General features: G+C 64.0%; 3 protein-coding genes. 1 reads left to right on the top strand and 2 read right to left on the bottom strand.

The genetic code is table 11. From position 1 onward, the window contains the following. Both N5D48_RS26060 and N5D48_RS26055 read right to left on the bottom strand, forming a co-directional pair. Positions 1-768 (bottom strand): proton-conducting transporter membrane subunit (locus N5D48_RS26060; RefSeq protein ID WP_279889013.1); only part of this gene is annotated, 768 nt, incomplete at its 3' end. Positions 769-917: 149 nt separating this feature from the next. After that, the gene (locus N5D48_RS26055; RefSeq protein ID WP_279889012.1) at positions 918-1,862 is read right to left on the bottom strand and encodes a DMT family transporter; all 945 of its coding nucleotides are present in this window, start codon (positions 1,860-1,862) and stop codon (positions 918-920) included. A gap of 84 nt (positions 1,863-1,946) precedes the next feature. On the opposite strand from N5D48_RS26055, the gene N5D48_RS26050 reads away from it, so the two are divergent. Next, a partial coding sequence (locus tag N5D48_RS26050) for a helix-turn-helix transcriptional regulator (RefSeq protein WP_279889011.1) occupies positions 1,947-2,200 on the top strand: 254 nt, incomplete at its 3' end.

The raw sequence follows: 2,200 nt of genomic DNA, 5'->3' as shown, positions 1-2,200 counted from the left end.
CAGAAACACCCCGGCCTTGACCATGGTCGCCGAGTGCAAGTAGGCGGATACGGGGGTTGGCGCTGCCATGGCGTGGGGCAGCCAGAACTGGAAGGGAAACTGCGCGCTCTTGCTCAGGGCGCCGATCAGGATAAGGGGCAGCAGCACCGGGTACAGCGCATGCTGGCGGATGGTGTCGCCGGCAGCCAGGACCTTGTCCAGGTCATAGCTGCCGACCACATGGCCGAGAAGCAGGGCCCCGACCAGCAGGCACAGGCCGCCTGCTCCGGTCACCATCAGCGCCATGTAGGCACCACGACGGGCGTCGGCACGATGATGCCAGTAGCCGATCAGCAGGAAGGAGAACAGGCTGGTCAGCTCCCAGAAGAACACCAGCTGGATCAGATTGCCGGAGATGACCAGGCCGAGCATGGCGCCCATGAAGGCCAGGAAGAAGGCGAAGAAGCGCGGCACCGGGTCTTGGGGCGACATGTAGTAGCGCGCATACAGCGATACCAGGGTACCGATGCCCAACACCAGCAGGCTGAACAGCCAGGCGAAGCCGTCCATGCGCAGGACCAGGTTCAGGCCCAGGCTTGGCAGCCACAGCAGCTCTTCGCGAATGACGCCGCCATCGGCAACCTGAGGGTACAGCAACGCCACCTGGACGGTGCCGACCAAGGCCACGAGCCCGGCGAGAATGGACTCGGCGTTGCGTGCGTTGTGCGGCAGGACAGCCGCCAGGCAACTGCCCACGAAGGGCAGAAGCAATAGCACAATCAATGACATAGCGTTCTGTTCTGAGAAGTTTGCCAAGGATCATACGTGCCGGGCGGTTGATCACCAACACGCAAGCGGTTGCAGGATCCTACAAATGTGCTGTGACAAGCTGTTTTTTTATAACAGTTTCTTACAAAGCATAGCGGGTCGTGGGCACTTTACAGGCCGACTTCGCGTTGACGTGCCTGCTCGTCCTGCGCCGGGACGGCTTCGTCCCGACGACGGATCTTCAGTTCGCTCACCACCACCGCCACGACGATCAGCAGCCCGCCGATCAGCGCCACGCCCGGCAAGCGTTCGCCAGCGATACGCCCAACGATGCCAGCCCACACCGGTTCGCCAGCGTAAATCAGGGTTGCGCGGGTGGGCGAGACCGACTTTTGCGCCCAGTTCATCGCCACCTGGATTACCGCGCTCATTGCGCCCAGGCCCACCGCGCTGACCAGCAGCAGCCAGGAGAAGTCGGGAATGCGCTCCTGGGTCGGCACGATCATCAGGAACGCCAGTGCCGACGCGGTGGCCAGTTGCACGACGGTGACCCGGCGCACGTCCACCTTGCCGGCATAGCGGCTGATGAGAATGATCTCGCCGGCGATGGCCACGGCGCTTATCAGGGTCACCAGCTCGCCCTCGCTGAAGCGCAGGGTGCCGCTCTCGGGACCGGCCAGCAGCATCAGGCCGACGAAGGCCAGGCAGATACCCAGGCTGGGCATCAGGCCCGGGCGGCGGCCCAGAATCAGCCACTGCAGGAGGGGCACGAAGGGGACGTAGAGGGCGGTGATGAATGCCGACTGGCTGCTGCTGATGGTCTGCAGCCCCATGGTCTGCAGGCCGTAGCCGAGCATGATCGAGACACCGATGAGCATGCCTGCCTTGAGCTCGGTGAGGGTCAGCCCCGCCAGCGAACGCGCCGACACCAACCCCACGAACAAGGCGGCGGCGGCGAAACGCAGGCCGACGAAGAACATCGGCCCGCTGACGGTCATGACGTTGTGCACGATCAGAAAGGTGCCGCCCCAGAGCATGGTGATGAACACCAGCACCAGTTCGGCCTTGCTCAGGCGAAAGGCGACGGTGGGTTTGCTGGCGGGGGGCTGGATCATGGCCTTGCACACTCGTAAGGGGCGGCGCACAATTCGCCACAAAGTGGGCAGTATACTGCGCATCCCCTACCAGTGAGCAATATAGTGCACAAAGATTCCGAGCACCGCGCATCGGTGCTGCAGCATGTCAGCCAGAACGTTCGCCGCCTGCGTGGCGATGCCGGCCTGAGCCAGGCCGCGCTGGCGGAGCGTTCCGGGGTCAGCCGGCGGATGCTGGTGGCCATCGAGGCGGGCGAGAAGAATGTCAGCCTGACCACCCTGGATCTCATTGCCGAAGCGCTTGGCGTGGCCTTCAGCACGCTGATACAGGCCCCCGACCGGCGTGATCCCAGCCGTAT

Origin of the sequence: Pseudomonas sp. GD03858 (assembly GCF_029840925.1) — a bacterium.
GTDB lineage: Bacteria > Pseudomonadota > Gammaproteobacteria > Pseudomonadales > Pseudomonadaceae > Aquipseudomonas.
Note: the sequence above shows the minus strand (reverse complement) of the source record. Positions and strands in the feature narration are given on the sequence as shown.

What these genes read in the sequence shown, in the direction of transcription:
- N5D48_RS26055 (WP_279889012.1), bottom strand. Translation starts at nt 1,862, where the DNA reads ATGATCCAGCCCCCCGCCAGCAAACCCACCGTCGCCTTTCGCCTGAGC.